Below are 25,018 nucleotides of genomic sequence, written 5' to 3'. Positions count from 1 at the left end.
ATAGGGAACACATCGTGTTCCCTATTCAAGACATATTTCTAGTATCTTAGCAGCTTTATAACCGAATCAATTACTTTTTATTAACTTGGTTCATAACTTCTTCTGCGAAATTATCTTCACGCTTTTCGATACCCTCGCCTACTTCGTAACGAACGAATTCACGAACAGTAGCACCTTTTGATTCAACAAACTGACGAACTTTTTGGTCAGGGTTTTTAACAAAAGTTTGGTCAAGTAAGCATACATCTTCAAAATATTTTCCAAGACGTCCTTCAACCATTTTAGCAACAATATTTTCAGGCTTTCCTTCGTTAAGTGCCTGTTGAGTTAATACTTGGCGCTCACGTTCCACTTCTTCTTGGGAAACTTGGTCACGAGAAACATATAAAGGTCTTATCGCTGCAATTTGCATAGAAACATCTTTCGCTGCATCTGCATCAGTTGTACCTTCTAATACAGTTAGTACTGAGATACGTCCGCCCATGTGAAGGTATGCACCAAAAGCATCATTATCCGTTTTTGACAAAAGAGTGAAACGACGAAGTGAGATTTTCTCACCAATCTTAGCAATAGCAGTGTTGATATAGTCAGCAACTGTTACACCATTAATGGTTTGTGCAGTAGCTTCTTCAACTGTTGCTGGCTTGTTAGCAAGCAAGTGTGCAGCTAACTCTTTTACAAGATTTTGGAATGCTTCGTTTTTTGCAACGAAATCAGTTTCAGAGTTTACCTCTAAAATAACAGCATCGTTACCTTCAGCAACAACGTATGTTAAACCTTCTGCAGCAATACGGTCACCTTTTTTCGCAGCTTTAGCAATTCCTTTTTCTCTTAAGAAGTCAATTGCTTGTTCCATATCACCATTTGTTTCTGTTAATGCTTTTTTACAATCCATCATTCCTGCGCCTGTCTTTTCACGCAGTTCTTTTACCATTTGAGCTGTAACTGCCATAATAAATTTCCTCCTTTAAACTCTTATGTACATACTAATAGCTTAGCCATTATGAGCTAAGATAAACCTTTAAAAAAAGGTGATAAAGGGTGCACCCTGTTATCACCTTTATATTGTTCAAACCATATAAATTAAGCTTCTACAGCTACTTCTTCGCCTTGTTTTGCTTCAAGGATCGCGTCAGCCATTTTACCAGTTAAAAGCTTAACCGCACGAATCGCATCGTCATTCGCTGGAATAACTACATCGATTTCGTCTGGATCACAGTTAGTATCAACAATTCCTACGATAGGAATGTTCAATTTTTTAGCTTCAGCAACTGCGATACGCTCTTTACGAGGGTCGATAATGAAAAGTGCATCTGGAAGCTGCTTCATGTCTTTGATTCCGCCTAAGAATTTTTCAAGACGTTCTTGTTCTTTCTTTAATTGTACTACTTCTTTCTTAGGTAGTACTTCGAAAGTACCATCTTCTGACATTCTCTCAATATCTTTTAAGCGGCCAATACGCTTTTGGATTGTTTCAAAGTTTGTTAAAGTACCGCCCAACCAGCGTTGGTTTACAAAGTACATACCAGAACGAGCTGCTTCTTCTTTAACAGAATCTTGAGCTTGTTTCTTAGTACCAACAAAAAGGATTGTTCCGCCATTAGCAGCTAGGTCTTTTACCCAGTTATAAGCTTCTTCAACCTTCTTAACTGTTTTTTGCAGGTCGATGATATAGATACCGTTACGCTCTGTGAAGATATATTTCTTCATCTTAGGGTTCCAACGGCGAGTTTGGTGTCCAAAGTGTACACCAGCTTCAAGCAATTGCTTCATTGAAATTACTGACATGTTATTTTCCTCCTATGGTTTCGTTTTCCTCCGCTTTGTCTCATCTTTAAGCAGCAACTGTATTAACAGCACCGGCTGCTTAAATCAACAAGCGTGTGTAATAACACCATGAAATAATATAGCATAAGTAAAGTTAACAATCAAGTTGTACTTTCAAAAAAAATCCCCGGAAAAACCAGGGATTTGATTTCTATTGCCAGCTCCACTTTCCTTGTCTGCCTCAACAAGGCGCTAGAGAGCTATTAGTATTAATTAGATCTTAATTTATCAAGCTCAACCAAGAATTTATCGTTCAGAACTTTGATATATGTCCCTTTCATACCAAGAGAACGAGATTCGATTACACCAGCGCTTTCTAGTTTTCTTAAAGCATTAACAATTACAGAACGAGTAATACCCACACGGTCTGCAATTTTTGATGCTACTAGTAAGCCTTCGTGTCCATTTAACTCTTCAAAGATATGTTCAATTGCTTCAAGTTCACTATAAGATAATGAACTGATTGCCATTTGAACAACTGCCTTGCTTCTTGCTTCTTCTTCAATTTCCTCAGACTTTTCACGCAAGATTTCCATACCTACAACTGTTGCACCATACTCCGCTAGGATAAGGTCATCATCATGGAATTTTTCTTGCAATCTTGCAAGGATTAATGTTCCAAGACGTTCCCCGCCGCCAATAATTGGCACAATTGTTGTTAATCCTTCATGGAATAAATCCCTATTTTCAACTGGAAATGCCGTGTATTGGCTTTCAATATCAAGATTGGAAGATGTCTCTTGAATATTAAATAAACCATTTGTATACTCTTCAGGGAATTGACGGTCCTCTAGCATCTTTTTCATACGGTCATTTTCGATTTGCTGGTTTATCGCATAGCCTAACAGCTTTCCACGACGACTTAAAATGAAAATGTTCGCTTCAATAATTTCACTAAGAGTTTCTGACATTTCCTTGAAATTAACCGGTTTCCCTGCTGCCTTTTGTAATAATACATTAATTCTTCTTGTTTTTGTTAGTAAATCCATCTGTTTCTTCCTCCTAATTAACTGGAACCCTTATTAAGTTTTTAGTGTGATATATGCTTACAAGATAAATTGACTTAGGTCTTTATTTTTAGATATTGCTCCGAGTTTCTCATCAACATATTGTGGAGTAATAGTAATCTTCTCCATCGTAATATCTGGCGCTTCAAAGGATAAGTCTTCTAATAATTTTTCCAATATTGTGTGAAGTCTTCTTGCCCCAATATTATCTGTATTTTGATTCACTTCAAAAGCAACCTCAGCTATTCTACGAATAGCATCGTCAGAAAATTCAATTTGTATACCTTCTGTTTCCAATAAAGCTTGATATTGTTTAATTAAGGCATTATCCGGCTCAATCAAAATCCTAAAGAAATCCTCAACGGTTAATTTCGTTAATTCAACGCGAATCGGTAACCTTCCTTGTAATTCAGGAATTAAATCAGAAGGTTTTGACATATGAAAGGCACCAGCCGCTATAAATAATATATAATCGGTTTTAATTGAACCATATTTGGTCACAATCGTAGAACCTTCAACGATTGGCAAAATATCTCGCTGAACACCTTCACGGGAAACATCTGCTGAAGAACCCCCAGTGTTTTTGCTGGCTATTTTATCAATCTCATCGATAAAAATAATACCCGTCTGTTCAGCTCGGTAAACAGCTTCAGTAGTAACTTCGTCCATATCAATCAATCTTGCTGCTTCCTCATTCGTTAATACTTTCCTTGCCTCACGGACTGTTAACTTCCTTTTCTTCCGTTTCTTTGGCATAAAGCTGCTCAGTGCATCTTGCATGTTCATTCCCATTTGTTCCATTCCTGAACCTTGGAGCATATCAAACATCGAAGGAGTCTGCTCCTCGACTTCTACTGTAACGACCTCATCCTCTAATTGTCCAAGAGCAAGTTTTTCCCTCACAATTTTCCGTTTTTCCGTTACAGAATAATCTTCTTGATGGGTATCCTGCTCAGCAGGGCCATTACCGCCACCGAATAGCATTTCAAGTGGATTTTTATAATTTTGTGCCTTCTTAGCTGATGGAACAAGCAAGTCAACGAGCCTGGCATTTGCGTTTTCTTCTGCACGTTCTTTAACAGATAACATTCTATCCTCTTTTACTAATCTCACAGATGTTTCTACGAGGTCGCGCACCATAGATTCTACATCACGGCCAACATAACCAACTTCGGTAAATTTAGTAGCTTCTACTTTTACAAACGGTGCACCAACTAATTTAGCAATTCTCCGTGCTATTTCCGTTTTCCCTACACCAGTTGGGCCGATCATTAAAATGTTTTTAGGAATAATTTCTTCGCGGAGATTCTCATTTAGCAATCCTCGTCGATACCGATTTCTAAGTGCAACCGCTACCGCTTTCTTAGCATCCTTTTGTCCAATAATATATTGATCAAGTCTTTCAACTATCTGACGTGGTGTTAAGTTATCTGTTTTTGCCATTGTAGGTTCCCTCCCGTTAGAGCTCTTCCACGATAATGTTGTGGTTTGTATATACACAAATTTCAGCAGCTATTTCTAAAGAAGCCTTTGCAATTTCTTTTGCAGTTAGATGGTCACCTGCATATTTCTTCAGAGAACGCCCAGCTGCCAATGCATAATTCCCACCTGAGCCAATTGCTAGAATACCATCATCAGGCTCGATTACTTCTCCTGTCCCTGATACGAGGAGAAGATCTTCTTTATTCATAACAATTAACATCGCTTCTAGCTTTCTTAGGACCTTATCACTTCTCCACTGTTTAGCTAGTTCAACGGCAGCACGTTGGAGGTTGCCATTATATTCTTCTAATTTTCCTTCAAACATTTCAAATAGAGTGAAAGCATCTGCAACAGATCCAGCAAAACCAGCTAATACCCTGCCATTAAATATCTTTCTAACCTTTTTTGCTGTGTGCTTCATCACTACTGCATTACCAAATGTGACTTGACCATCACCAGACATTGAACATTGACCATTATGATGGACTGCAAATATCGTCGTGGCATGAAATTCGTTCATCATTTCTCCTCCTCTTGCATTTTTACAAGCATATTATGTAACAAGAGATTGTCTTAAAAAGACAAGTGCATTACACTAGAATAGTATGAAAACTTTATTCATTTATTCCCTATTAAGAATGGGTATATACGTTAACCTCGGTCCATTAACCCCCACTTGTTCACCCATGAACAAAAGGAATTTATCTTGTGCATATTGGGATTGTCCAATAGTTTATTGTGATTAAGTTTTCTCCATTTGTAAATGATTATTAACTAATGTACATAAAACAGTCACATTTATTAATATCTCAACCACACAAAGGCTACTAAAGTCTAACACACTTCTTAACCCCTTGCAATAAATTTTACAAAACTTTCACAAAGTTCTGAATTGTTTCTAACGCTCTGTTTGCATGCTGCATATTGCGTTCTTGCTTCCCCTTGATTTTTTCAGGTAATTCGGGAAACAGCCCAAAATTCGCATTCATCGGCTGAAAATTCTTTGCGTTAGCCGTGGTAATATAACGCGCCATACTGCCAATTGCAGTTTCAACAGGAAATTCTAATGGATTCTCCCCCAGTGCTAATCTTGCAGCATTTATTCCAGCAGCTAGTCCACTTGCAGCCGATTCTACATACCCTTCCACACCTGTCATCTGTCCAGCAAAGAACAGATTTTCCCGTTCCTTAAATTGATATGAAGCTTTAAGAACTTTTGGTGAATTGATAAAGGTATTACGATGCATAACCCCATAACGTACAATTTCGGCATTTTCGAGTCCAGGTATTAATTGAATCACTTCTTTTTGAGGACCCCATTTTAAATGTGTTTGAAAGCCAACAATATTATAAAGGGTTCCCGCTGCATCGTCCTGCCTTAGCTGCACAACCGCATATGGCCTTTTTCCAGTTTTCGGATCTTCTAAACCAACTGGCTTTAATGGACCGAATAACATTGTTTTCTTGCCTCTTTGCGCCATGACTTCAATTGGCATACAGCCTTCAAAAAAGATTTCCTTTTCAAATTCCTTTAAAGGTACAGTTTCTGCTGCAACAAGTGCATCGTAAAAGGTGTTGAATTCTTCCTCTGTCATTGGACAGTTTAAGTAGGCAGCCTCACCTTTATCATAACGAGATTTTAAATAAACCTTATCCAAATTTATGCTGTCTTTTTCAAGAATAGGTGCTGCAGCATCATAGAAATAAAGATATTCCTCACCTGTTAAGGCTTTAAGCTGGGCGGATAATTCAGGACTAGTCAGCGGGCCCGTTGCGATTACCGTTATTCCCTCAGGAATTTCCGTCACTTCCTCATTAATAACTGTTACATTTTCATGATTTCTAACCATTTCAGTTACCTTAGCTGCAAACTCATGACGGTCTACTGCCAAGGCACCGCCTGCAGGAACAGAACATGCATCTGCAGCTGCAATGATAACAGAATCAAGAATACGCATTTCTTCCTTTAAAACACCCACTGCATTCGTTAAGGTATTTGCTCTTAAGGAATTACTGCATACAAGTTCTGCGAACTTATCGGTATGATGAGCAGGTGTTTGTTTAACTGGTCTCATTTCATAAAGACGGACCTTTACACCGCGTTTAGCAATCTGCCACGCAGCTTCACTCCCTGCAAGTCCTGCTCCAATTACATTTATTGTTACATCGTTCATTTGTTTACCTCCTGATTTTACAAAGCTGATGTTTCATGATTCTAGCTTTACGATAACATAATTACTTTTCCCTCTTTTTAACCCATCTTGCATTGTACTATACGATTCAAAAACAAAAAAGTTTTATGATTATAAAAAATGTGGAATCACATCATATTCTTTTAGCAGTTTAAAAAAGGAAAAGAGTGAGCTAATGCTCACCCTTAACTTTGTGGTTCTTCCTTGTAGTCACACTTCGTACATTGAACTTGAACACCTTTTTTCAATTTCTTTTCTACGAGCGGACCTTCACATTTAGGACAAGGTCTTGGTATCGGTTTATCCCAAGAAATAAAATCACATTCCGGAAACCGATCACAGCCGTAAAAGATCCTCTTCTTCTTACTTTTTCGCTCAATAATGTTTCCTTCTTTACAGTTTGGACAGGTGACGCCGATTTCTTTAACAATCGCCTTAGTATTCCGGCAATCAGGGAAATTGCTGCATGCCATAAATTTACCATATCTGCCCATTTTAAAAACCATTGGACTTGAGCATAATTCACAATCTTCGCCCGCTGGCTCATCTTTAATTTCAACTGACTGCATCTCTTTTTCTGCAATAACTAGATGTTTTTCAAATTCTTGATAAAATCCATCAATGATTTCTACCCAGCGGACTTTACCATCCTCTACATTATCTAAATCCTGCTCCATCTTGGCGGTAAAATCAACATTAATGATATCTGGGAAGAATTCAATAATCAATTCATCAACAATTTCGCCCAACTCTGTAGGGACAAATCGTTTATTATCGAGAGCAACATAACCTCGCTTTTGAATTGTATCCAAAGTCGGCGCATAGGTAGATGGTCTTCCTATACCTAGTTCCTCTAGTGTTCTGACTAACCTAGCCTCAGTATACCTTGGCGGCGGCTGTGTAAAATGTTGTTTCGGATCAATATCCTTTTTGAATACTACATCGCCTTCTTTTAGGTCTGGAAGCATTTTATCGCGTTCTTCAACCTGGTCATCTGAACCTTCAACATATAGTTTCATAAATCCAGGAAACTTTATTTTCGATCCAGTAGCACGGAACAGGACTTCCCCATTTTGTAAGTCTACACTCATTGTATCCATCACAGCTTGTGCCATTTGACTTGCTAAGAATCGTTCCCAAATTAATTTATATAACCGCAATTGGTCTCTTGATAAGAATGGTTTTAAACTATTTGGTTCACGCAATGTACTTGTCGGGCGGATTGCTTCATGAGCATCCTGTGCATTAGATTGTTTCTTCTCTTTCCTTAGTTCTTCTTTTAAGTATTCCTTGCCATATTCCTGAAGTATATAATCCGCGGCTTCTTTTTGAGCCACTTCAGAAATACGAGTTGAGTCAGTTCTCATATAAGTGATTAGCCCCACAGTTCCAGATGAACCAAGTTCTATTCCCTCGTACAATTGCTGTGCCAGCATCATGGTTTTCTTAGCACGGAAATTTAGTTTTCTAGCAGCTTCCTGCTGAAGTGAAGACGTGATAAAAGGTGGAGATGGGTTTCGTTTACGTTCTTTTTTAGTGACTGAAACAACCTTGAAATCATCGCCTTCCATTTTTTTAAATATTTCTTCAACATCCTGCTTTGATTTTAATTCCGCTTTTTCCTTGTCTGCTAATGAGAAAAACGAAGCACTAAAATGATCCTTTCCCTTAACCAATTGTGCTTCAATTGTCCAATATTCCTCAGGTACAAATGCTTTTATTTCCTTCTCACGTTCGATGATTAAACGGACAGCAGTAGATTGGACTCGTCCTGCACTTAATCCTTTTTTTACTTTTTTCCAAAGCAGCGGGCTAATATTATAGCCGACTAGACGATCGAGAATCCTTCTTGCTTGCTGTGCATCAACTAAATCCATATTAATCGGACGCGGATGCTTAAAGGATTCTTTAATCGCTTCTTTTGTAATCTCATTAAATACCACACGGCAATCTGAATTAATATCTACATTTAGACTATGAGCAAGGTGCCAAGCGATTGCTTCTCCTTCACGATCCGGGTCAGCTGCGAGGAAAACTTTCTTTGCCTTTTTTGCAGCTGATTTTAATTCCTTTAATACTGGACCTTTACCGCGAATCGTAATGTACTTTGGTTCATAACTATTTTCAACGTTTACACCCATTTGACTTCTAGGCAGATCTCGTACGTGCCCCATAGATGCTTTTACTTTATATTTATTACCTAAATAGCGTTCAATTGTTTTCGCTTTTGCAGGTGATTCAACAATTACCAGAAACTCTGCCATGCAAATAATCCTCCTCAAGGGGATATAAGAAGATATGAAAGCAACTCTGAATAAAAATATCAGATTCAGAGTTTACTTACAATTTGAGAAGTTTTCCTAAATTCCAAATTTCTCAATTCGGACCTGTGAAAATACTTTACAAAAACCTTATCCCTAATTTTTCCATTTATATATTCATTTTTTTAAAAATTGGAAAATGTATTCATTTTTATAATACCTCTTATTCTTAAACAAATAACTATTGATGTCAACAACAACGAAACCGTTTACAACTAGTTAATGATAATAATACGCCAAATTATTCCTATTTACACACTCTTTTTTTCAAATATCTGTTGGAAAATGTATAACATATTAGAAATAATTTCAAGCTTTTTTAGCATATTTCTCCAATAATTCAAAAAAACCTTTAGAAAAGTTTAATTTTAATAGCGGAGTTCATTTAAAATATCTTCAACTCCCATTACAAGTTTTGCACCTTGCTGGATAAGGTCATTTGTCCCTAATGAATATGGACTAAAGATGCTCCCAGGCAGCGAAAAAACTTCACGGCCTTCATTTACCGCGTAATTTGCGGTAATAAGTGACCCACTTTTTCGTTTTGCTTCTATTATAAATGTCCCGTTTGACATTCCGCTGATGATTCGGTTGCGCGCTGGAAAATGCCATCGTTCCGGCTTGGTATTTGGTGGATATTCAGAAACAATTAGCTGGGTTTTCATCATTTCTTTTGCTAAATTGGTGTTTTCCTTTGGATAAATATGATTCAATCCCCCAGCTATTACAGCAATGGTATCCCCGCCGTTCTTTATCGCATTCTCATGCGCCAGCGTATCTATCCCATTCGCAAGGCCGCTAACAATTACAACCCCTTTTTCAACTAATCCTGGAAAAAGTAACTGAATGGCACTCTTACCATACTGGGTTGCTTGACGGGACCCAACTACTGCGAGCTTTGGCTGCTTAAGCAGCAATGGAAGATTGCCCTTTACAAATAATACCCAGGGGGGCTGATAAATTTCCTTTAATAAACTGGGGTAAATTTCATCAAAGATCGTTATTGCCATAATCCCGTTTTTTTCATATTGACGAATTTGTTCTGTAATGAGTTCGGTTTGAATAGAATTTGATGAAGGAAGGTTTCTATGAACAGTAGAAGAGAATAGGTTTTGTTGGATGTATTGAGGTTTCATTTGAAGAGATGGGTCTTTCTTTAAATAATTTAACACTGCACTCCATGTAATCCCTGGAACATGCACTAAACGAATGAGTTTTTCTCTAAAATCATCCATTCTTAACCCCCAATTATTCAATATTAAGAAATAAGAAATAGCCCCTTCAAAAGGGACTATTTCATCTATTCTTAGTGTGTTACACACTTATCGTATATGCCTTGTTCTTTAAGAACTTCAATTAACGTTTCACCCATAACAGATGGTGTGTCAGCAACTTTTATTCCGCATTCATTCATAACACGAATTTTCTCATCTGCTGTACCTTTACCACCTGAAATGATTGCACCAGCGTGGCCCATACGCTTTCCAGGCGGAGCCGTACGTCCGCCGATGAAGCCGACTACAGGTTTAGTCATGTTCGCTTTTACCCATTCAGCAGCTTCTTCTTCAGCAGTACCGCCAATTTCACCAATCATGATAACTGCATATGTTTCTGGGTCTTCATTAAAGGCTTTTAATACATCGATGAAGTTTGTACCATTAACTGGATCCCCGCCGATACCAACTGCAGTTGTTTGGCCAATTCCTGCTTGTGTTAATTGGTGAACAGCTTCATATGTTAGTGTTCCAGAACGGGACACAACTCCAACATGACCTTTTGTATGAATGTAACCAGGCATGATACCGATTTTACATTCATCAGCAGTAATAACACCTGGACAGTTAGGACCCACTAAACGAGTCTTCTTACCTTCCATATAACGTTTTACTTTTACCATATCCAATACAGGAATATGCTCTGTAATACAAATAGCGAGCTCTAATTCCGCATCAACTGCTTCGATAATAGCATCTGCAGCAAACGGTGCTGGAACATAGATAACTGAAGCAGTAGCGCCTGTAGCAGCAACAGCTTCTTTCACTGTATTATAGACAGGTACACCTTCAACCTCCATGCCGCCTTTTCCTGGAGTGGTCCCAGCAACAATTTGTGTACCGTATTCTAGCATTTGTTTTGTATGAAAAAGGGCAGTTGAACCTGTAATCCCTTGAACAATTACTTTTGTATCTTTATTAATAAAAACGCTCACGTTAATTCCCCTTTCTTTCGATCCTATTTCACAAGTGAAACGATTTTTTGTGCGCCGTCAGCCATTGATTCTGCAGGAGTGATTGCTAAACCAGAATCAGCAAGAATCTTCTTACCTAAATCAACGTTTGTACCTTCCAAACGTACAACAAGAGGTACACTTAATTGAACTTGCTTAGCCGCTTCTACAACACCCTCAGCAATGACATCACATTTCATGATTCCGCCAAAAATATTAACAAAAATACCTTTTACGTTTGGATCAGAAAGGATAATTTTGAATGCTTCTGTAACTTTCTCAGCTGTTGCACCGCCCCCGACATCAAGGAAGTTCGCCGGGTCGCCGCCATAGTGCTTTACAATATCCATTGTTGCCATTGCAAGGCCTGCACCGTTGACCATACAGCCAATATTTCCATCTAATGAAATATAGCTTAAATCATATTTAGATGCTTCAATTTCCTTTGGATCTTCTTCTTCAAGATCACGGTATTCAAGCACATCTTTTTGACGGTATAATGCATTTGAGTCAAAGTTTAACTTTGCATCTAACGCCATTACTTTACCATCTCCGGTTACAACCAGTGGGTTAATCTCTGCGATTGAACAATCTTTTTCAATATAAGCATTATATAAGCCCATCATGAACTTAACTGCTTGATTAACCAGCTCTTTTGGAATGTTGATATTGAAAGCAATACGTCTAGCCTGATACGGCATTAAGCCCACAACCGGATCAATTTCTTCTTTGAAGATTTTCTCCGGAGTCTTTTCAGCTACTTCTTCGATTTCTGTTCCGCCTTCCTCAGAAGCCATGAGCACAACTCTTGATGTAGCACGATCTAGTACAAGACCAACATAGTATTCTTTTTTGATGTCGCAGCCTTCTTCGATTAAAAGACGCTTTACTTCTTTACCTTCAGGACCAGTTTGGTGAGTAACTAATGTTTTCCCTAGAATTTCACCAGCGTATGTACGCACTTCATCCAGATTTTTAGCAACTTTAACACCGCCGGCTTTACCCCGACCGCCAGCATGAATTTGCGCCTTAACTACACATACTTGTGTGCCTAATTCTTTTGCGGCTTCAACTGCTTCTTCAACCGTGAATGCCACTTTACCATTAGGAACACTTACCCCGTATTTTCTGAGGATTTCTTTCCCCTGATACTCATGGATATTCATTTCCCATCCTCCTATCAAACTCTTCAAAAAATTGACTCCGTTTTCATTTTATAGAATGACAGATACCTTGTCCACCATTATGCGCAAAAAAAATTATTATCCTCATAATATTATGAATTATCATCAGCACAAATTAAAGCGCTTTCATTTAAAGTGAGGCCAAATAGGAACAACGAATTATTTTTTAACAATAACAAAACAAGCCATTAGAAGCTTGTTTTGTTATTAGCAAATAACATGTCCTTAATTGGTGCAAAACTCTTACGGTGAAATGGTGTTATTCCATACTTTTGAATTGCCAAAATATGCTCTTTTGTCCCGTAACCCATGTTTTGCCCAAAACCATATTCAGGAAATTCAGCCGATAATTTCATCATTAATTGATCCCTGGCCACCTTTGCTACGATGGATGCTGCAGCAATCGAAATACTCTTAGCATCACCTTTTATAATAGACTCTGCAGCATAAGGTGTCTCGAGCTTCATTGCATCAATTAAGAGAACATCTGGTTTGGTTGGTAAAGCAGCAATAGCAGCTAACATTGCCTTTTTTGCGGCCTCGTAAATATTAATGGTATCTATTTCGTCCGCATCAATCATTGCGACACTTACAGCTATCGCTTCTTTTCGAATAATTGAATCATATTCAAACCGTTTCTTTTCGGTAAGTTTCTTTGAATCATCAATCCCCGGTAAGAAAAAATCCTTCGGCAAAATAACGGCTGCTGCTGCTACCGGCCCGGCAAGCGGACCTCTGCCTACTTCATCAACACCAGCAATATATTGATAACCCTTTGCACGCCATTTCCTTTCGTATACACTCATTTCATGAAACTTTTCCTGCTGCAGTCTTTCTTGTTCCATTTTCTTTAACCATTTATGTACTAAATGTTGGACCCCTTTACGTTCATCCTGTTGATATTTCCGAAATAAAGGGTCACTATCAGATTTTATTCTATGAAGCTGCTGCTCTATTTCTGCTATTGTTTGTACTTTCATTTTCTTCACCCGTTGTACATAATACATTTATACCGACTTGTTTTCAATGGTAAAAGCACACAATAGGTGTGCTTAAATTGTCGAGAAAGTTCCTTTTTTCTCTGAGTCTATCCTGCCGATTTTTTAGCATTGTAAATTCAATTTGAGGACAAATCGGTTGCCCAGCCAATAGGATTTGTCCTTCATCCGCGGTCTTGAGAACAAATCGCTAGCGCAAGCAGTAGGATTTGTCCTTTATCCGGGGTCTTGAGGACAAATCGTCTGTCCAGCCAATAGGATTTGTCCTTCATCCGGGGTCTTGAGGACAAATCGGTTGGCCCGACAGCAGGATTTGTCCTTCATAAGGGGTCTTAAGGACAAATCGGTTGGCCAGCAAGTAGGATTTGTCCTTCATCCGGGGTCTTGAGGACAAATCGCTAGCGCAAGCAGAAGGATTTGTCCTTCATCCGCGGTATTGAGGACATATCGGTTGCCCAGCCAATAGGATTTGTCCTTCATCCGGGGTCTTGAGGACAAATCGGTTGGCCCGACAATAGGATTTGTCCTTCATCCGCGGTCTTGAGGACAAATCGATTGGCCCGCCAGTAGGATTTGTCCTTCATCCGCGGTCTTGAGAACAAATCGTAAGCGCAAGCAGAAGGATTTGTCCTTTATCCAGTGCCTTGAGGACAAATCGGTTGCCAGCAAGTAGGATTTGTCCTTCATCCGCGGTCTTGAGGACAAATCGCTAGCGCAAGCAGAAGGATTTGTCCATCATCCGCGGTCTTGAGAACAAATCGTAAGCGCAAGCAGAAGGATTTGTCCTTGTTAAAGATATTAAAGGCTGTCGAGATTTTCTCGACAGCCTTAGCACAGAATAGGTGTGCTTTTAAGTAAGGTTGTATATTAAAAGAATTAAGCTAATACTAAATCTTTTAATTTGATTGTATCCCCAAAAATCTCTTGTTCAAGTCTGCGTCCTGTTGGTGTAGCTGCAAGACCACCCTCCGCTGTCTCCTTCAATGATGATGGCATGGCTTGTCCAATTAGAAACATCGCATGAATAACTTCATCACAAGGAATCTTGCTAGAGATTCCTGCTAAAGCCATATCAGCTGCTGTAATCGCATTAGAAGCCCCCATAGCATTACGTTTTACACATGGTACTTCTACCAAACCTGCCACAGGATCACAAACCAATCCAAGCATGTTTTTCAACGTAATTGCCATAGCCTCTGCTGCCTGCTTTGGACTGCCTCCTGCCATTTCTACTATTGCAGCAGCTGCCATGCCACTTGCAGAACCTACCTCTGCCTGACAACCACCTGCGGCGCCAGAAATGGAGGCATTATTAGCAACTACGAAACCGAAAGCTGCTGAAGTAAACAAAAACTCTATCATTTCTTGACGACTTGGCTTTAATTGTTCTTTTATCGCAAATAGTGTTCCTGGAACAACTCCTGCAGATCCTGCTGTTGGCGTTGCACAAATAATACCCATTGCAGCATTAACTTCATTAGTAGCAACCGCCTTACTTACTGCATCTAAAAGAATACTTCCTGATAATGCTTTTCCGCTCTTAATATAATTCTGAAGCAGAACAGCGTCCCCGCCTGTTAGACCTGAATGAGACCTTACACCATTTAGACCTCTTTGTATTGCCTCTTCCATAACAGTTAAATTAGTATCCATTTTTGCAATAATCTGTTCTCTTGTGAGGCCAGTTACTTCAACCTCTTGTCTTATCATAATTTCTGCTATTTTCACTTTGTTTGTTTCTGCAAGTTCAACGAGTTCTGCTACATTTCTAAACATGCTGTAACCTCCTGCTGTCTAACGATGTTATTCAATCATTCTAATGATTTGGGTAACATCTGATAATTTCTTCAATTCACAAATCACAGTATCACTAATGTTCTGGTCCGTCTCGATGACCATTAAGGCAATATCACCTTTTTCTTTTCTAGAAACCTCCATATGGCCAATATTTATTTCATAATCGGTTAAAATGCTAGTAACTGACGATATCATTCCATAGCGATCATTATGGACAACCAGAATAGCTGGATGTTCACCTGACAGTTTTAACTTAAAGGAATTTAATTCGGTAATTTCAATTGTTCCTCCACCTATAGAAATACCCACAACTTCCAATTCGTCTTCTTCATCATATAAATTTATCTTTACCGTGTTCGGGTGCTCTGTAACTGCATTTTCAGGAAGAAACACAACTTGAATCCCTGCATTTTCTGCAAGTTCCAATGCACTTGGAATACGTTCATCAAACGTATCAAAGTCTAATAAACCTCCAACTAACGCACAATCCGTTCCGTGGCCTTTGTAGGTTTTTGCAAAGGACCCATACAAGGAAATAATTGCTCTTTTTGGCTGTTTACCGAATAAGGTTCTTGCCACCCGGCCAATTCGAGCTGCACCTGCTGTATGAGAACTTGATGGTCCAATCATTACAGGACCGATTATTTCAAAAGCTGATCTATATTTCATGCATTTTGCCCCCTAAAGCTGTTAATGATAGTTCTTCATGGCAGTTGATTAGGCAGCCTGTGCTTCTTCTGATTTTTTATCCATTGCATTTAGATCTGCAACGGTTTTAATTTTGAAATTCTTGAAGATAATAGAACCAATGAATCCGCTTAATGCTCCTACAGTGGCACAAGCTAGAGCAACTAATGTTACTTTAAGCGGGTCATTAAAACCGTACATAACAGCTAATCCGGCAATTGGTGTTGCTGTTCCTGTTGCGTCATTAATTAAACCAGACAAAGCAACAATTACCCCTGCAGACGCCCCGCCAATAAAGTTAGTAACATACACAGGAATTGGATTGGCCGAAATAATATGTGCTTGTGTTAAGGGCTCAATTGCTACTGCAATGGTTGTCTTTCTATCACCAAATTTTATGCGATCAAATAAAACGTAATTCATAAATGAAGATCCGAATACAGACAATGCCCCAATTGCCATTGGTACACCTGTTAAGCCCAGCATTGCTGTTAAAGCCATAGAACTTAAAGGAGCAGTAGCAACTACAGTAATAACGCCGCCCAAAATTATCCCCATTAAGATTGGATTACTGCTAGCTGTTTCTGTAATGATTCCGCCAATATTCAAAAGTGTTGCATCAACCACCGGCTTCATGCCTACTGCAATTAAGCGGACAAGAGGGGCCGCAATTAGAATTGTCACGATTAGGTCTAAACCGCCTGGTACCTTCTTTTCAATCAATTTTACTAGAAATGCTACTAAATACCCTGCAATAAATCCTGGAAGTAATCCCAATCCCGCACACGATACACCTAACATTAATGCATATACGGGTGATACACCTACGGCTAAGGCAACCAAGGCTGCTGCTGCTACACCGCCCATACTTCCTGCGGCAGTGCCGACCTCACCGAGAAATTTAATTCCTATTAAATCTCCGCCTACATATAATTGAAACGCTTCCACAAGGAACGCTGCACAAGCTGCATTCGCTAGAGCGCCCATCGCCTTCATTCCTTTTGGCGCCTTATAACTAAATAACCAGAACAATCCTAAAACTAATAATAATAATGCGGTTCCTTTTAAAATCTCCATAATAAGTCTCCTTAGAATCTTGTGATGTAAGTATTATTTTTTAATTACAGGTTCTTCTATATGGTACTCGTTTTGTGTTCTTATTTTTTGGAGGTAGTTATAGATGGTAAACTTGGAAACTCCTAAAACCGATGCCAAATACTCAGTTGAGCCCTTTATTAAGAAAGCCCCTTTTTCCTCAAGTAATCGAACACATTCAATCTTATCTTCTAGATTCATTGCTGATGGCGCCTTTTTAAATTCACGCAAGACCTGATCAACCATATTTTGAATGACATCTTGGACGGTTGAATAAAAACTTTCAGATTTAGTTTCCTCGAAGCTGATAAAATCTTCTATTTCTCTATCAAATTGCATTAACAGGGAAATATCATAATTCATACACAAAGCACCAATTACTTTCTCTTTTGAGTCACGTAAAAATACTGTGGAAGATTTCATAATAATCCCTTTGCTGGACTGGGTTTTATAATTTGGAATATCTTTTATTTCCGACTTTTGCTTTACAAGCTCATTCAAAACTAGATCTGTAATTGGGGAACCAATTTTCCTCCCAGTTACATTCCCAGCTATGTAAATTAATGATTTTTTTAAATCACTAAAGTCATGGACAGCAACTTCACACCTGCTTCCAAACATTTTTACCAGCATATCTGCTGTACGAATAGCTAAATTAAATACATGTTGATCACTGGTTTTCACTTACCAACCACCTCCTGCAAACGTTTACAAATTTTAATAAAAAAATATTAGAATAGCACTTTTATTTCCATTTAACAAAAAAATACTTCTAAACAAACAATTTACTTATATCACTTCGGCTAATTAGCTTTTTTAGAATAACACATAAGATGATAGAGTTCAAATAAAATTTTAATAGTTACAAAAAAATTTTAATAATATTTACTAATTTTTTTGAAAAACCAATTCGCCTGCAAAAAAATAAGCTCCCCCTTAAAGGAGAGCCTTATTTTCCAATATCCATTTCAGTTTTAGCGATTATATCCCTTGGGCGTTCGAAAGTTAGAGGTCCAAATTTCTCACTTCTAATTTCCCGAATAACAAGTTCTGATACCTTATCATAGTCCACGACTCCACCAGCTCCGAGGCAGCCTCTAAGCTCCCCGATTTGGTCAAACATCTCTACCACATTTTCTGGCACTGATTCAAGCTTGTAGCGTTCTTTAAGACGTTCTGGATAACGCTCTTCAAGAAACTTAAGTGAAAAGACAACCAGGTCTTGCAGATTTAGAAGAGTATCTTTGATTGCCCCCGTTACAGCTAATTTCTTTCCAACCTCTTGGTCTTCAAACTTTGGCCAAAGGATACCTGGTGTATCCAATAACTCCAGCTCTTTTCCCACCTTTATCCACTGCTGGGCTTTTGTTACTCCCGGTGTATTGCCAGTCTTTGCAATATTTTTCTTTGCTAGTCGATTAATCAATGTTGATTTGCCTGCATTGGGAATGCCAACAATCATGGCTCGAATAGCTCTTGGATTGACAACACCCTTTGCTCTTAATCGATCAAACTTTTCCTTTAAGATTTCATGAGATGCTTTTACAATATCCTTCATACCCTCACCAGCTTGAGAATTAATAGCTATTGCTTTTATTCCTCTTTCAGCAAAATGTGCAATCCATTCCTTTGTAATTGCCTTATCTGCTAAATCTGCTTTATTTAAGAGGACTAGTCTAGGTTTATGCTGAATAATTTCATCAATCATTGGATTTCGAGACGAATAGGGAATTCTTGCATCCACTAATTCATAAATAATATCTACTAGTTTTAATTTTTCCGTGACTTCTCTTCGAGCCTTTGCCATATGGCCAGGAAACCATTGGATTGTCAAAGCAGCCACCTCCTAAATCTATTTCACAATGTGAGCATCTTTTAATGGCCAATATACAATACTTGTTTTACCGATTATTTTGTCCATTGAGATGGTTCCAATATGCCTGCTGTCTTTGCTGAAACGGCGGTTATCCCCCATTACGAATAATTCACCTTCTGGTACTGTTTCTACACCTGCAGGAGTCTCTTCAAGGGTAAAAGGGTCAGTCAGCGGTCCTTCAACTTTTTTCTTATACTCATCTAAATATGGTTCTTCATACGCTTTTCCATTTACATATAAAGTATCATCTTTATATTCAATCCGGTCGCCAGGCAGACCAATTACTCTTTTTATATAATCCTTCTGTTCAGGCGCATGAAAGACAATAATATCAAACCGTTTTGGCTCACCTATATTATAGCTTAGCTTGTTCACTATCATACGGTCTTGGTGCTCCAGCGTGGGCATCATTGACAGCCCGTCTACTACAATTGGTGCAAAAAGAAAGTAACGAATAACAGCTGCCAGTGCTACTGCAATTAACAATGCCTTCGTCCATTCCCAAAGTTCATTTTTCTTTTTAATCATCTTTGTTCCCCACCAATCACAAAAAAATGTTTGATAAGATATGTACGAAAAAAGAGCTTGCAAAGCAAGCTCTTTCTTTTATTATCGAATTTCTTTAATACGAGCTTTTTTACCACGCAGCTTACGTAAGTAGTATAGCTTAGCACGGCGAACTTTACCGCGGCGCAATACTTCAAGCTTCGCAATTTTAGGTGTGTGTACAGGGAAAGTACGCTCTACGCCTACTCCGTAAGATACCTTACGAACTGTGAAAGTTTCACTAATTCCACCACCACGACGCTTAATCACTACACCTTCGAATAACTGAATACGCTCACGAGTACCCTCGACAACTTTAACGTGTACACGTACAGTATCACCAGGACGAAACGCAGGTAAATCAGAACGAAGTTGTTCTTTTGTGATTTCTTCAATCAAATGTTGCATCGTTTTCAACTCCTTCCAACAGACGCTCATGCATATCTACTATCCTATTCCATTGCAGCGGAACATCTTTATAAGACCACACTGAATAAGTTACTCAGCTCAAGTCACAAGAAGTATCTTAACATAAAAGACAACTTCATGCAATATCTACTCATATTCTTTTTTTATTTCATTCAGCCATTTTTCCTGTTCCTGACTTAATTCAATCTTTTCTAATAAGTCCGGCCTCCTAAGGAAGGTACGGCGCAGTGCTTCCTTGGTTCGCCATTCTTCGATTAATCGATGGTTTCCTTGCAGAAGTACCTCCGGAACCTTCATTCCGCGAAAGTCAGCTGGCCTGGTATAGTGAGGATGCTCCAATAGTCCTGTACTAAACGAATCTTTCATATGTGATTCTTGATTTCCTAAAACTTCTGGTAAGAGACGCACAACACTATCAATCACAACCATCGCCCCAAGTTCACCGCCAGTTAATACATAATCACCGATAGAGATCTCATCACTTACCACATGTTCACGAATTCTTTCATCATAGCCCTCATAATGGCCGCATACAAAAATAAGATGGTCCTCTTTCGCTAATTCTTCTGCTATTGTTTGGTCATAGCGTTTTCCTTGGGGACAAAGCAGGACCACTCTTGTTTTATTACTTTCTGCTTGTTCCTTAAGTGCACTAACTGCATCAAAGAGAGGCTGAGGCTTCAAGACCATGCCTGCTCCGCCGCCATAAGGATAGTCGTCTACCGTTTGATGCTTATTATCAGCATAGTCACGAAAATTAACAACATTATAGGTAACAGCACCTTTTTGGGCAGCCTTATGTAAAATTGAATGTCCGAATACTCCTGAAAACATATCAGGAAATAATGTCAGTACATCTATTTTCATCATGAAAGCAGTCCTTCCATTGGCTCAATCAGGATACTTTTTTCCTTCACATCCACCTTTTTCACAACATCCTCAATATACGGAATTAAGATCTCCTTGCCTTTCGTTGATTTAATAACCCATACATCGTTAGCCCCGGGAGATAATATCTCTGTAACCTTGCCAAGTTCTTCACCGCTCGTGGTAGACACCATGCATCCAATGATTTCATGATAGTAATATTCGTCTTCTTCAAGATTCCCAAGTTGGGATTCTGGCACCTTTAGGATACCATCCCTAAACTTTTCAACTTCATTAATATTTTCGAACCCTTCAAAGGTAAGCAAATTGAAATTTTTATGTTCCCGATGGGTCTTTACTATTAATTCAATCGGGTTATTAGACTTAGGCATAAACAAATATAATTTATTCCCTGCCTTGTATCGCTGCTGCGGAAAATCCGTTTTAGAAATTACCCTGACTTCACCTCTAATTCCGTGTGTATTGACGATTTTGCCGACATTAAACCATTTTTCCATTTTGTTTGTCACCTCTATCTTATTTCCTCGATTATGCCGTCTTTTATGATAATAGTCGTTTTTTCCATCACTTCTTCCCAATTGTCGCCAACCTTTACTTCGACCAGGGATTGCACTTCTTTTTGCTTCATTTCACTGCCTATTGGTAGCATATGTAGTTGTTCAATTTGAAACTCATAAAGCTTTTCTTTATCATGGCGTTTTTTCAATTCTTTTTCAAAGTGACTTTTAAGGGCGCTTGTTTGATACTTTTTGGTTTTTTCTAACTTCTTTAACTCAAATTGAAGCTGCTCATATTCTTTTTGCATCTGCAGCTTACCAGCAAAATATTTTTCAAGCAGCTTTTGCTTGCTTGCTTCGGTTAAGACCTGTTTCACCACAACAGTACGAATGAGTTGCATAAAGTCCCCTCCTTGTTCAATGAACCTCGAGAAATGTCTAACTGCAGCGCCTAGGAGATTTTCGCTTTTCCATATAGCAAAAAAGGGAGGATTTCAATCCCTCCCTTTAATCTAGATGCAAAAAGCTATTCACCAATCTCTAGAAAAATTTTCTTTTGTTGTGATGATCCTGCTGCATATACAACAGTCCTTATGGCCTTTGCAACACGCCCTTGCTTTCCAATCACTTTTCCCATATCTGTCTTGTTGACAGTTAGGTGATAGGTAATTCGCTGATCCTCTTCGTTAACATTAACTTGAACGTCTTCTGGAAAATCAACAAGGGGCTTAACAATTGTTTCAATTAATTGCTTCATAGCAATTACTTGCTGTGCTTAGCATTATGGAATTTTTCCATGATGCCTTGGTTTGAGAAAAGGTTACGAACTGTATCAGATGGTTTAGCACCGTCTTGTAACCATTTAAGAGCCAAATCTTCGTTGATTTGGATTGCAGCTGGCTGAGCCACTGGATTGTAAGTTCCAATCACTTCAATGTAACGTCCGTCACGAGGAGAACGAGAATCTGCTGCTACGATACGATAGAAAGGAGTCTTTTTAGCTCCCATACGCTTTAAACGAATTTTTACTGCCATTTTAAATAAGCACCTCCGAATAGTTTCACACAAGATAGTATATTATCAATTATTAATTCATTTGTAAAGTGTTTTTTCTTTACAGTAGTATTTCCAATTTCATACAAGTTCAAACATGCTAAAAAGCTTACGCTTTTCGTCTTAGAAAGGTTTGAACGGAAATTTAAATCCGCCTTTTTTCTTGCCTTTTTGCTGCATTCCTGACATTTGCTTCATCATCTTCTTCATGTCTTCAAACTGCTTCAATAAACGGTTTACCTCAGGAACCGTTCTTCCGCTTCCTTTGGCAATCCTTCTTTTTCTGTTTGAATTCAAAATCTCTGGATGTTCTTTTTCTGCTTTTGTCATTGACTGAATGATGGCTTCAACGTGTGCAATTTGCTTTTCTTCAATTTGAATATTGTTCAAGCCCTTAATTTTGTTTGCACCCGGCATCATTTTTAAAAGTTCATCGAGTGGTCCCAAATTGCGGACTTGTCCCAGCTGCTCCAAAAAGTCATCAAGCGTAAATGACGCAGTCCGCATCTTCTGTTCAAGCTCTTTTGCCTTTTGTTCATCAACATTAGCCTGAGCCTTTTCAATAAGAGTTAAGACATCGCCCATACCGAGTATTCTTGAAGCCATCCGTTCAGGATGAAACGGTTCAATGGCGTCCATTTTCTCACCCAAACCGACAAACTTAATCGGTGTCTGGGTAACAGCACGAATGGACAGCGCAGCTCCCCCACGTGTGTCACCGTCAAGTTTCGTTAAAACAACACCTGTTAAACCAAGTTGTTCATTAAAGCTTTGGGCTACATTAACGGCATCTTGACCAGTCATGGCATCAACAACAAGAAAGATCTCATCAGGTTTCGTAAGTTCCTTTATATCCTTCAGTTCTCCCATGAGGTTTTCATCTACATGCAAACGTCCGGCCGTATCAATAAGGACATAGTCATTATGATCCTCTTTTGCCTTCGCAATCGCTTGCTTTGCAATTTCAACCGGACTTACCTGATCACCTAAAGAAAATACCGGCATATCTAATTGTTTCCCAAGGGTTTGAAGCTGCTTAATCGCAGCAGGCCGATAAATATCAGCAGCTGCAAGCAAAGGTTTACGGTTATACTTTTTGCGAAGCAGGTTAGCAAGCTTACCTGTCGTAGTCGTTTTCCCAGCTCCCTGTAATCCAACCATCATAATGACAGTTGGAGGACGATTAGAAGCAGCAATCTTGCTCTGCTCTCCTCCCATTAATTCTGTCAATTCTTCATTAACAATTTTAATGATCTGCTGTCCTGGAGTTAAGCTTTTTAGTACTTCTTGTCCTACTGCACGTTCGCTTACCTTTTTTACAAAATCTTTGACAACCTTGAAGTTAACGTCTGCTTCTAATAGCGCAAGGCGGACTTCACGCATCATCTCTTTAACATCCGCTTCAGAGACTTTTCCTTTACCGCGGATTTTTTGAATTGTATTCTGCAGTCGGTCGGCTAATCCTTCAAACGCCATTCATGCCGCCTCCTAATCTAATTTCTCAAGCTCGGCAACCACTTCCAGCATTGCCTGCTTTGATGGGTGTTCTTCATTTAGCATTTCTTTCGCAATCCTTAATAGTTTGCTGCGCTCTTGAAATTTATGAAATAGTAATAGCTTTTCTTCATACTCCTCAAGCATAGCTTCCGTACGTTTGATGTTATCATAGACAGCCTGGCGGCTTACATCGTACTCTTCAGCGATTTCTCCAAGTGAGTAATCATCTAAATAATAGAGAGACATATAGCTTTGCTGCTTTGGTGTTAACAACGAATAATAGAAATCATAAAGATAATTCATTCGCGTTGTTTTTTCAAGCATGCGTATACCTCCCTTTGTTAAGTGAAAAGCCTTTACAAATGTAGTTTACACAGTCCTTCCATGTCTGTCAAGAAAATATCTTTACATCAATTTACAGCATTATCCACTTGGTCAGCGAATAAACCATACACATATTGCTCTGCATTAAATTCCTGAAGATCATCCATTTTTTCACCAAGACCCACGTACTTCACAGGAATCTTCAATTCATTTCGAATAGCCAAAACAATACCGCCCTTTGCCGTACCATCTAATTTTGAAAGAACAATCCCGCTCACATTCGTGACCTCTTTAAAGGTTTTTGCTTGAATAAGTGCATTTTGACCTGTAGTTGCATCTAAAACAAGCAGAACTTCATGTGGTGCTCCTGGTACTTCCCGTTCAATTACCCGTTTAACCTTTTCAAGTTCCTTCATCAAGTTAACTTTATTTTGCAAACGTCCGGCAGTATCACAAATCAAAATATCCACATTTCTCGACTTAGCGGCCTTAATGGCATCATACATTACTGCAGCCGGATCGGAGCCTTCTGCCTGTTTAATAACGTCCACACCGACTCTTTCTCCCCATACCTCTAATTGTTCAATTGCGCCAGCACGGAAAGTATCACCAGCAGCTAATAGGACTGATTTCCCTTCACTTTTAAACTTATGTCCAAGCTTTCCAATTGTCGTTGTTTTACCGACACCATTAACACCGACAAATAAAATAACTGTAAGTCCATCCTCCTGAATATTTAAGCTGGATGATTGCTCCTCACCAGCATTGTAAATGTCGACTAACTTCTCCGAAATCACGCTTTGAACTTCCGCAGGGTCTTGTATATTTCGGCGCTTAACCTCCATCTTCAACTCTTCAATTAGTTTCATCACAGTATCGAAGCCAACATCCGCTTGGATTAGGATTTCTTCTAACTCCTCGAAGAAATCTTCATCCACTTTTCGGTACCTTGCAACAAGATCATTTACTTTTCCAGAAAAGTTATTTCTTGTTTTCGATAGACCATCTTTAAACTTCTCTGTCACTGCCTCAGTTTGTTTTGTGATTTTCTCTTTTAATTTTTTAAAAAAACTCACTTTTCTTCACATCCT

General features: G+C 38.8%; 26 protein-coding genes. All 26 read right to left on the bottom strand.

Going from position 1 to position 25,018, the window contains the following annotated elements:
• Window positions 1-70: 70 nt before the first annotated feature.
• The 26 genes from tsf to ftsY all read right to left on the bottom strand — a co-directional run bounded on the left by tsf (window position 71) and on the right by ftsY (window position 25,003).
• On the bottom strand, window positions 71-952 hold the full coding sequence (gene tsf, locus SFC47_RS02780; RefSeq protein ID WP_411252728.1) for a translation elongation factor Ts: 882 nt from the start codon (window positions 950-952) through the stop codon (window positions 71-73).
• Window positions 953-1,083: 131 nt separating this feature from the next.
• Window positions 1,084-1,788 carry a 30S ribosomal protein S2 gene (gene rpsB, locus SFC47_RS02775; RefSeq protein ID WP_179161220.1) on the bottom strand — a complete coding sequence of 235 codons (705 nt, stop codon included), beginning with the start codon at window positions 1,786-1,788 and terminating at the stop codon, window positions 1,084-1,086.
• A 248-nt stretch (window positions 1,789-2,036) separates the two neighbouring features.
• Window positions 2,037-2,816, bottom strand: coding sequence for a GTP-sensing pleiotropic transcriptional regulator CodY (codY, locus tag SFC47_RS02770; protein WP_411252727.1), 780 nt, complete (start codon window positions 2,814-2,816; stop codon window positions 2,037-2,039).
• Window positions 2,817-2,873: 57 nt separating this feature from the next.
• Window positions 2,874-4,277 carry an ATP-dependent protease ATPase subunit HslU gene (hslU, locus tag SFC47_RS02765; protein WP_411252726.1) on the bottom strand — a complete coding sequence of 468 codons (1,404 nt, stop codon included), beginning with the start codon at window positions 4,275-4,277 and terminating at the stop codon, window positions 2,874-2,876.
• Window positions 4,278-4,293: 16 nt separating this feature from the next.
• A complete protein-coding gene (hslV, locus tag SFC47_RS02760) occupies window positions 4,294-4,836 on the bottom strand; it encodes an ATP-dependent protease subunit HslV (protein WP_179597183.1) in 543 nt (180 codons plus the stop codon).
• Window positions 4,837-5,182: 346 nt separating this feature from the next.
• Window positions 5,183-6,490, bottom strand: coding sequence for an FADH(2)-oxidizing methylenetetrahydrofolate--tRNA-(uracil(54)-C(5))-methyltransferase TrmFO (gene trmFO, locus SFC47_RS02755; protein WP_411252725.1), 1,308 nt, complete (start codon window positions 6,488-6,490; stop codon window positions 5,183-5,185).
• A gap of 203 nt (window positions 6,491-6,693) precedes the next feature.
• Window positions 6,694-8,772, bottom strand: coding sequence for a type I DNA topoisomerase (topA, locus tag SFC47_RS02750; RefSeq protein WP_411252724.1), 2,079 nt, complete (start codon window positions 8,770-8,772; stop codon window positions 6,694-6,696).
• A 425-nt stretch (window positions 8,773-9,197) separates the two neighbouring features.
• Window positions 9,198-10,064, bottom strand: a complete 867-nt coding sequence (gene dprA / locus SFC47_RS02745; protein WP_411252723.1) for a DNA-processing protein DprA — start codon at window positions 10,062-10,064, stop codon at window positions 9,198-9,200.
• A 71-nt stretch (window positions 10,065-10,135) separates the two neighbouring features.
• On the bottom strand, window positions 10,136-11,038 hold the full coding sequence (sucD, locus tag SFC47_RS02740; RefSeq protein ID WP_411252722.1) for a succinate--CoA ligase subunit alpha: 903 nt from the start codon (window positions 11,036-11,038) through the stop codon (window positions 10,136-10,138).
• Window positions 11,039-11,061: 23 nt separating this feature from the next.
• Window positions 11,062-12,222, bottom strand: a complete 1,161-nt coding sequence (sucC, locus tag SFC47_RS02735) for an ADP-forming succinate--CoA ligase subunit beta (protein ID WP_411252721.1) — start codon at window positions 12,220-12,222, stop codon at window positions 11,062-11,064.
• A 206-nt stretch (window positions 12,223-12,428) separates the two neighbouring features.
• Window positions 12,429-13,220 carry a ribonuclease HII gene (locus SFC47_RS02730; RefSeq protein WP_411252720.1) on the bottom strand — a complete coding sequence of 264 codons (792 nt, stop codon included), beginning with the start codon at window positions 13,218-13,220 and terminating at the stop codon, window positions 12,429-12,431.
• A gap of 894 nt (window positions 13,221-14,114) precedes the next feature.
• Complete coding sequence (sdaAA, locus tag SFC47_RS02725; RefSeq protein WP_411252719.1) at window positions 14,115-15,014, bottom strand: L-serine ammonia-lyase, iron-sulfur-dependent, subunit alpha; 900 nt, start codon at window positions 15,012-15,014, stop codon at window positions 14,115-14,117.
• A 27-nt stretch (window positions 15,015-15,041) separates the two neighbouring features.
• Window positions 15,042-15,704, bottom strand: coding sequence for an L-serine ammonia-lyase, iron-sulfur-dependent subunit beta (gene sdaAB / locus SFC47_RS02720; RefSeq protein ID WP_411252718.1), 663 nt, complete (start codon window positions 15,702-15,704; stop codon window positions 15,042-15,044).
• Window positions 15,705-15,752: 48 nt separating this feature from the next.
• Window positions 15,753-16,799, bottom strand: a complete 1,047-nt coding sequence (locus SFC47_RS02715) for a PTS sugar transporter subunit IIC (protein WP_411252717.1) — start codon at window positions 16,797-16,799, stop codon at window positions 15,753-15,755.
• A 33-nt stretch (window positions 16,800-16,832) separates the two neighbouring features.
• Window positions 16,833-17,501: a helix-turn-helix transcriptional regulator gene (locus SFC47_RS02710; protein ID WP_411252716.1), complete on the bottom strand. Its 669-nt coding sequence runs from the start codon at window positions 17,499-17,501 to the stop codon at window positions 16,833-16,835.
• Window positions 17,502-17,766: 265 nt separating this feature from the next.
• Complete coding sequence (gene ylqF / locus SFC47_RS02705; protein ID WP_411252715.1) at window positions 17,767-18,651, bottom strand: ribosome biogenesis GTPase YlqF; 885 nt, start codon at window positions 18,649-18,651, stop codon at window positions 17,767-17,769.
• A gap of 18 nt (window positions 18,652-18,669) precedes the next feature.
• On the bottom strand, window positions 18,670-19,221 hold the full coding sequence (lepB, locus tag SFC47_RS02700; protein ID WP_411252714.1) for a signal peptidase I: 552 nt from the start codon (window positions 19,219-19,221) through the stop codon (window positions 18,670-18,672).
• An 81-nt stretch (window positions 19,222-19,302) separates the two neighbouring features.
• Entirely contained in the window at window positions 19,303-19,647 is a 345-nt protein-coding gene (gene rplS, locus SFC47_RS02695) for a 50S ribosomal protein L19 (RefSeq protein ID WP_095247673.1), read from the bottom strand.
• 147 nt (window positions 19,648-19,794) lie between these two features.
• On the bottom strand, window positions 19,795-20,535 hold the full coding sequence (trmD, locus tag SFC47_RS02690) for a tRNA (guanosine(37)-N1)-methyltransferase TrmD (RefSeq protein ID WP_411253605.1): 741 nt from the start codon (window positions 20,533-20,535) through the stop codon (window positions 19,795-19,797).
• Entirely contained in the window at window positions 20,535-21,053 is a 519-nt protein-coding gene (rimM, locus tag SFC47_RS02685) for a ribosome maturation factor RimM (protein WP_411252713.1), read from the bottom strand. Before rimM ends, trmD begins: the two co-directional genes overlap by 1 nt.
• 14 nt (window positions 21,054-21,067) lie before the next feature.
• On the bottom strand, window positions 21,068-21,454 hold the full coding sequence (locus tag SFC47_RS02680; RefSeq protein WP_411252712.1) for a YlqD family protein: 387 nt from the start codon (window positions 21,452-21,454) through the stop codon (window positions 21,068-21,070).
• A gap of 125 nt (window positions 21,455-21,579) precedes the next feature.
• On the bottom strand, window positions 21,580-21,810 hold the full coding sequence (locus SFC47_RS02675; protein WP_411252711.1) for a KH domain-containing protein: 231 nt from the start codon (window positions 21,808-21,810) through the stop codon (window positions 21,580-21,582).
• A gap of 5 nt (window positions 21,811-21,815) precedes the next feature.
• Window positions 21,816-22,088 (bottom strand): 30S ribosomal protein S16, encoded by a 273-nt coding sequence (gene rpsP / locus SFC47_RS02670; protein WP_179160869.1) that lies wholly within the window; start codon window positions 22,086-22,088, stop codon window positions 21,816-21,818.
• Window positions 22,089-22,229: 141 nt separating this feature from the next.
• The gene (gene ffh / locus SFC47_RS02665) at window positions 22,230-23,582 is read right to left on the bottom strand and encodes a signal recognition particle protein (protein WP_411252710.1); all 1,353 of its coding nucleotides are present in this window, start codon (window positions 23,580-23,582) and stop codon (window positions 22,230-22,232) included.
• A 12-nt stretch (window positions 23,583-23,594) separates the two neighbouring features.
• Entirely contained in the window at window positions 23,595-23,927 is a 333-nt protein-coding gene (locus tag SFC47_RS02660; RefSeq protein WP_411252709.1) for a putative DNA-binding protein, read from the bottom strand.
• An 86-nt stretch (window positions 23,928-24,013) separates the two neighbouring features.
• Window positions 24,014-25,003, bottom strand: coding sequence for a signal recognition particle-docking protein FtsY (gene ftsY / locus SFC47_RS02655; RefSeq protein WP_411252708.1), 990 nt, complete (start codon window positions 25,001-25,003; stop codon window positions 24,014-24,016).
• Between the last annotated feature and the right edge of the window lie 15 nt (window positions 25,004-25,018).

This window comes from Neobacillus niacini (genome assembly GCF_046591715.1).
Classification (GTDB): domain Bacteria; phylum Bacillota; class Bacilli; order Bacillales; family Cytobacillaceae; genus Neobacillus; species Neobacillus niacini_L.
This window is presented reverse-complemented; position numbering and strand designations above follow the sequence as displayed.

Coding starts and splice junctions, on each gene's coding strand:
- tsf (WP_411252728.1), bottom strand. CDS start 952: ATGGCAGTTACAGCTCAAATGGTAAAAGAACTGCGTGAAAAGACAGGC.
- SFC47_RS02680 (WP_411252712.1), bottom strand. CDS start 21,454: ATGCAACTCATTCGTACTGTTGTGGTGAAACAGGTCTTAACCGAAGCA.
- sucC (WP_411252721.1), bottom strand. CDS start 12,222: ATGAATATCCATGAGTATCAGGGGAAAGAAATCCTCAGAAAATACGGG.
- trmD (WP_411253605.1), bottom strand. CDS start 20,535: ATGAAAATAGATGTACTGACATTATTTCCTGATATGTTTTCAGGAGTA.
- SFC47_RS02675 (WP_411252711.1), bottom strand. CDS start 21,810: ATGAAGCAATTAATTGAAACAATTGTTAAGCCCCTTGTTGATTTTCCA.
- SFC47_RS02730 (WP_411252720.1), bottom strand. CDS start 13,220: ATGAAAGTACAAACAATAGCAGAAATAGAGCAGCAGCTTCATAGAATA.
- lepB (WP_411252714.1), bottom strand. CDS start 19,221: ATGATTAAAAAGAAAAATGAACTTTGGGAATGGACGAAGGCATTGTTA.
- dprA (WP_411252723.1), bottom strand. CDS start 10,064: ATGGATGATTTTAGAGAAAAACTCATTCGTTTAGTGCATGTTCCAGGG.
- ffh (WP_411252710.1), bottom strand. CDS start 23,582: ATGGCGTTTGAAGGATTAGCCGACCGACTGCAGAATACAATTCAAAAA.
- hslV (WP_179597183.1), bottom strand. CDS start 4,836: ATGAACGAATTTCATGCCACGACGATATTTGCAGTCCATCATAATGGT.
- hslU (WP_411252726.1), bottom strand. CDS start 4,277: ATGGCAAAAACAGATAACTTAACACCACGTCAGATAGTTGAAAGACTT.
- sdaAB (WP_411252718.1), bottom strand. CDS start 15,704: ATGAAATATAGATCAGCTTTTGAAATAATCGGTCCTGTAATGATTGGA.
- rimM (WP_411252713.1), bottom strand. CDS start 21,053: ATGGAAAAATGGTTTAATGTCGGCAAAATCGTCAATACACACGGAATT.
- SFC47_RS02715 (WP_411252717.1), bottom strand. CDS start 16,799: ATGGAGATTTTAAAAGGAACCGCATTATTATTATTAGTTTTAGGATTG.
- SFC47_RS02660 (WP_411252709.1), bottom strand. CDS start 23,927: ATGCTTGAAAAAACAACGCGAATGAATTATCTTTATGATTTCTATTAT.
- rpsB (WP_179161220.1), bottom strand. CDS start 1,788: ATGTCAGTAATTTCAATGAAGCAATTGCTTGAAGCTGGTGTACACTTT.
- topA (WP_411252724.1), bottom strand. CDS start 8,772: ATGGCAGAGTTTCTGGTAATTGTTGAATCACCTGCAAAAGCGAAAACA.
- sdaAA (WP_411252719.1), bottom strand. CDS start 15,014: ATGTTTAGAAATGTAGCAGAACTCGTTGAACTTGCAGAAACAAACAAA.
- trmFO (WP_411252725.1), bottom strand. CDS start 6,490: ATGAACGATGTAACAATAAATGTAATTGGAGCAGGACTTGCAGGGAGT.
- codY (WP_411252727.1), bottom strand. CDS start 2,816: ATGGATTTACTAACAAAAACAAGAAGAATTAATGTATTATTACAAAAG.
- rpsP (WP_179160869.1), bottom strand. CDS start 22,088: ATGGCAGTAAAAATTCGTTTAAAGCGTATGGGAGCTAAAAAGACTCCT.
- rplS (WP_095247673.1), bottom strand. CDS start 19,647: ATGCAACATTTGATTGAAGAAATCACAAAAGAACAACTTCGTTCTGAT.